The sequence below is a fragment of the Microcystis sp. genome (genome assembly GCF_048564745.1).
GTDB lineage: Bacteria > Cyanobacteriota > Cyanobacteriia > Cyanobacteriales > Microcystaceae > Microcystis > Microcystis ichthyoblabe_A.
Genome location: NZ_JBLZRT010000061.1, coordinates 1 through 3,270, shown reverse-complemented (window position 1 = coordinate 3,270; position 3,270 = coordinate 1). Strand labels below are relative to the sequence as shown.

At 43.3% G+C, this 3,270-nt stretch carries 3 protein-coding genes; all 3 read right to left on the bottom strand.

Features of this window, described 5'->3' with window-relative positions; all coding sequences use genetic code 11:
• Positions 1-212 precede the first annotated feature (212 nt).
• Genes ACOCD9_RS08940 through glmS form a run of 3 tightly spaced genes read right to left on the bottom strand, consistent with a single transcriptional unit; the run spans position 213 to position 2,702 of the window.
• Positions 213-452 (bottom strand): DUF2283 domain-containing protein, encoded by a 240-nt coding sequence (locus tag ACOCD9_RS08940; RefSeq protein WP_002794713.1) that lies wholly within the window; start codon positions 450-452, stop codon positions 213-215.
• Positions 443-745, bottom strand: coding sequence for a hypothetical protein (locus ACOCD9_RS08935; RefSeq protein WP_419547140.1), 303 nt, complete (start codon positions 743-745; stop codon positions 443-445). Before ACOCD9_RS08935 ends, ACOCD9_RS08940 begins: the two co-directional genes overlap by 10 nt.
• Before the next feature lie 55 nt (positions 746-800).
• Positions 801-2,702: a glutamine--fructose-6-phosphate transaminase (isomerizing) gene (gene glmS / locus ACOCD9_RS08930; protein ID WP_419547138.1), complete on the bottom strand. Its 1,902-nt coding sequence runs from the start codon at positions 2,700-2,702 to the stop codon at positions 801-803.
• Between the last annotated feature and the right edge of the window lie 568 nt (positions 2,703-3,270).

Sequence of the window (3,270 nt, the reverse complement as noted above, 5' to 3'; positions counted from 1 at the left end):
CGAAGGTTACATGATATCAGCCAGACTTGGAAACTATCTCATCAAATTAGTTCCCCCATAGAACCTCCTTGAGCCATCTTGCACACTTTTCTCTTTTTGTCAAATTTTATGTTAAGAAAGATGTGACTAATGGATAGCCTTATCAAGGGGGGATCAAGGGGGGATTAAAGGCAAAATCCATTTTTAATTTAATTATAACCAGCTACTTAGCATCATTGGATTTTACTAACATTGAGAATACTTAACCCAATGATCTTATCCCCTTGATAACGAATAATCACATCATTATCTGTTAATTCGCTATCATCCGCAGGTAAAGATGGTTGATGAAAATTAATATACAAAACATCTGCTTTTGCATCATAAGCTGTCCAAAAATCTTGCTGAGGCAGAGCGTGAATCATCTTGGCGAAGTTAAGATAGGATTGAATATTAATGCTAGTTATGGCCATATTTGTTTCCTCTTGGTTAATTCACGAAGACGACGGGTTAAATAAGCAGTAATAATAAATCCCCCCTCTGATAATTCCCGATAAACAACGATTAGATATTTTCCAGAAACTATTTGTTTAAATGCCAACAATTCCTGCTGGTTTCCTACTAGGATTTTCTCAGGATAGCGAATGGTTTCCAATATCTCCGCTTGATACGATACTAATTCACTATGTCCACTGATAATGTGTTTCCATCTCTCCTCTGTCAGACGAATTAAAACCCCATTCTGAGAAGTTGCATAAAGATTCATAGGTTCCGATTCAGTGTAAATAGACCTTTAAACCACACTTTCAACCCGATGAACCCTATTCCACCGTGACACTTTTGGCTAAATTGCGCGGCTGATCCACATCTAAACCGCGACGGGCCGCGATATGATAGGAGAGCAATTGTAGGGGAATTACTGTTAAAATTGGCGATAATAATTCCTCAACTTCCGGCACATACAATAAATCATTAAAGACTTTTGGTGCTTCCGTATCGCTGTCAGCAACTACTCCCAATAACCGCGCATCCCTTGCTTTTGCTTCCTGTGCATTGGAGAGAACCTTATCATAAACTACCCCCGGCATCGCAATCGCTACTACGGGAACTTTTGCATCTAAAAGCGCGATTGGTCCGTGTTTCATTTCTCCGGCTGGATAGCCTTCCGCATGAATATAACTGATTTCTTTGAGTTTTAAGGCCCCTTCTAAGGCAATGGGGAAATTAATCCCCCGTCCCAAGAAAATAAAGTCCTGGGTGTCATTAAATTCATGGGCCAATTCTTCGATCGCTTTTTCCTGTGTTTCTAAGACAGTTTCGATCGATCTTGGCAGCGATCGCATTCCATTAATAATTTCCTCGATTCTCTCTAAAGACAAAGTTTGACGACGATAGGATAAATCCAAAGCTAAGAGATAAAAACCCAATAATTGTGCCGTAAAACTCTTAGTTGCCGCCACCCCGATCTCGATCCCCGCTTGGGTATTAATAATCTGATCGACCATTTGTGCTAGGGTACTTTCGGGGCGATTAGTAATACCGATAATCCGGGCCTGATATTTTTTTTCTAATCCTAAACGACGCTGTTTTTCCGTTTCCAAAGCCGCTAAAGTGTCGGCTGTTTCCCCCGATTGCGTCACCCCGATAGTTAAAGTATTGGGCATCAGGGGGGTGGGTGCATAGCGAAATTCCGAGGCGTACTGTACTCTTGTGGGAATACCCGCCAACTGCTCAATCAAGTATTTACCCACTAAACTAGCGTGCCAACTGGTTCCACAGGCTAAAATCTGAATATGTTCTAAATTTTCGTAAATTTCCTCAGAAAAATTAAGATTTATCGGGTTGACATTATCCCCATTTTGTGCTGTCCAATGGGGATGCAGGTAGGTCCCTAAACAGTCGCGCACCACTCCTGGTTGTTCGTAGATTTCCTTGAGCATGAAGTGACGATAACCCTGTTTTTCTACGGTTGTCGGACTCCAATCGAGGACTCTGGGGCTTTTACGGACTCTTTTTCCCTCAAAATTATAAATTTCTACTCCCAAGGGTGTTAACCGAGCGATTTCGCCATTATCCAAGGACAGCACCGCCCGGGTATGGGGAACCAAAGCACTGACATCGGAGGCACAGAAAAACTCCCCTTGACCGAAACCGATGATTAAAGGGGCGTGTTGCCGCACGACAATCAATTCATCGGGATAATCGGGACTAATCACCGCTAGGGCAAAGGCCCCCTCTAAACGTTCAATTGCCCTTAAAACTGCCTTGAGGAAAGGACTCACCCCCAAGTATTCTTCATCGCTAGGTTTGGGTAGATAACTGGCGATTAGATGGGGAATAACTTCTGTGTCGGTTTCCGAGTCAAATATACAGCCTTTCCCCTTTAATTCTGTTCTTAATGCCTGAAAATTTTCGACAATGCCATTCTGTACCACTGCCACCCGTTGACTATTATCGGTGTGGGGATGGGCATTACTTTCTATGGGTTTGCCGTGGGTTGCCCAACGGGTGTGACCGATGCCAATTTGGGAGGGATTAACTTCCTGTTCTAATTTTTCCCGCAGATTGTAGAGTTTTCCCTGGGCGCGGACTCGATGTAATTCACCTTCGAGAATTGTGGCAATCCCTGCCGAATCATAACCCCGATATTCTAAACGTTCCAAACCAGCTAGGAGAATATCGATCGCTGTTTGGGTTCCGATATAGCCAACAATTCCGCACATTCTTTCGCTGACCCCATTTAGGCTAAGTCCGATCTATTCTATCGCAAGCGTGACACTTGTTTGCTTAGAGGCTCAAGACGCAGGGGTAAGGGCAAAGTTTCCCCTATAGGAGATTAGGGTGTGGGGTGTGGGGTGTAGGGTGTGGGGTGTGGGGTGTAGGCTTCGGCCGTGAGCTCAGCCGAACGGGTGTGGGGTGTGGGGTGTGGGGTGTGGGGTGTGGGGTGTGGGAAGAACAAATATATTATAGATCACTCAGCAGCACACTTTGTTCTTTTTGTCAAAAAAACTTTCTCTTTGCAACAAAACTACACAATTAATTGATCAACGGGTTGGGTTTTAAAAGGCTCTTTAACCTCCATTTATTGCTGTTCCCAAATAGCTGAGTGTAGATTTAGCAAGGGTTTTCAGGATCACCAGACAGCTAAAAACCCTGACAGGGGGACAAGCAAGCTGAAAAGCTTATGTAGCATGGAATACAGATACAGACTCCAAAAAAAGATAAGTCATATTTACCATATATGACCTAAATAACGAAAATGATAAGTGAACTATACCAGAAAGTGTTAGA

What these genes read in the sequence shown, in the direction of transcription:
- ACOCD9_RS08940 (WP_002794713.1), bottom strand. Translation starts at nt 452, where the DNA reads ATGGCCATAACTAGCATTAATATTCAATCCTATCTTAACTTCGCCAAG.
- ACOCD9_RS08935 (WP_419547140.1), bottom strand. Translation starts at nt 745, where the DNA reads ATGAATCTTTATGCAACTTCTCAGAATGGGGTTTTAATTCGTCTGACA.
- glmS (WP_419547138.1), bottom strand. Translation starts at nt 2,702, where the DNA reads ATGTGCGGAATTGTTGGCTATATCGGAACCCAAACAGCGATCGATATT.